2 protein-coding genes are annotated in these 874 nt (G+C 53.8%); one reads left to right on the forward strand and one right to left on the reverse strand.

Annotation, left to right across the window (positions count from 1 at the left end):
• Positions 1-102: 102 nt before the first annotated feature.
• Entirely contained in the window at positions 103-342 is a 240-nt protein-coding gene (locus tag B2W52_RS06475) for a type II toxin-antitoxin system Phd/YefM family antitoxin (RefSeq protein WP_008171314.1), read from the reverse strand.
• 291 nt (positions 343-633) lie between these two features.
• Between B2W52_RS06475 and B2W52_RS06480 the strand changes: the two genes are divergently transcribed.
• The coding region (locus B2W52_RS06480) for a plasmid pRiA4b ORF-3 family protein (protein WP_286802026.1) at positions 634-874 on the forward strand (241 nt) is incomplete at its 3' end.

Consider the following 874-nt stretch of genomic DNA (forward strand, 5'->3'; position numbering starts at 1 on the left):
CGGTTACTTTCGTTGCTGATCAGGGTTGCCGCCTCGGGTGACAGCTTATCCGGCTCGGCCGCTGCCCATAGCAGAATGTGGGTATCCAGAAGCAGGTTCACCTCAGCCTCCGAACATTTCAACTATTTCGTCCTGGCCCATCCGGTCAAAATCTTCCGGCACCGTGAATTCACCTGCCATGAAGCCAATCCGTTTTTGCTGGCTTTGTTCGGGGGAATCGTAAGCCATTACCCGGGCAACCGGCTTTCCCGCTTTGGCGATGATGAATGCCTCGCCCTTGGCGGCACGGGCCACCAGTTGTGACAGGCGGGTTTTTGCTTCGTGCATGTTGACGGATTCCATTTTTCCTCCATAGACTTAGTTCTTTGAACTTAGTCTATCACTGGCGAGGTAGTTGGGCTACCTTCCGGCGCATTTCTGATTAGGCAATGCCGCAACAAGGTAGAGTGCCGGGAAGGTGTGGGTTAGACTTTTGGGAAAGCGACTTATTTATAAGGGAGCGGGAATGGCTAAATCCGGATTGCCAGGTGTCCTGAGGGATCGACACGGAGAACTGAACCAGCTTTGCCGTAAGTACAATGATTGCGTTTAGAAATGTGCTCATGAAGTGGACCCCAAACTACCGGAGCCCTTATGCCCCCGCCAGCCAACAAAGCCTACCAACTCAAAGTATCACTTCTCGGCGCCCGGCCGCCGATCTGGCGCCGGTTGCTGATTGCGCCGGATACCACGTTTCAGGATCTTCACCGGATTATCCAGTTGGCGATGGGCTGGCAGGCCTGTCATCTGCATATGTTTCAGGCGGGTGATGACCGGTTGATTGGTGATCCGGCGGAGGATTTCGATGGCATGCTGAATTTTCAGGATGAAACCA

Origin of the sequence: Marinobacter sp. UBA2498 (genome assembly GCF_002341575.1) — a bacterium.
In the GTDB taxonomy this organism is placed as follows: Bacteria; Pseudomonadota; Gammaproteobacteria; order Pseudomonadales; family Oleiphilaceae; genus Marinobacter; species Marinobacter manganoxydans.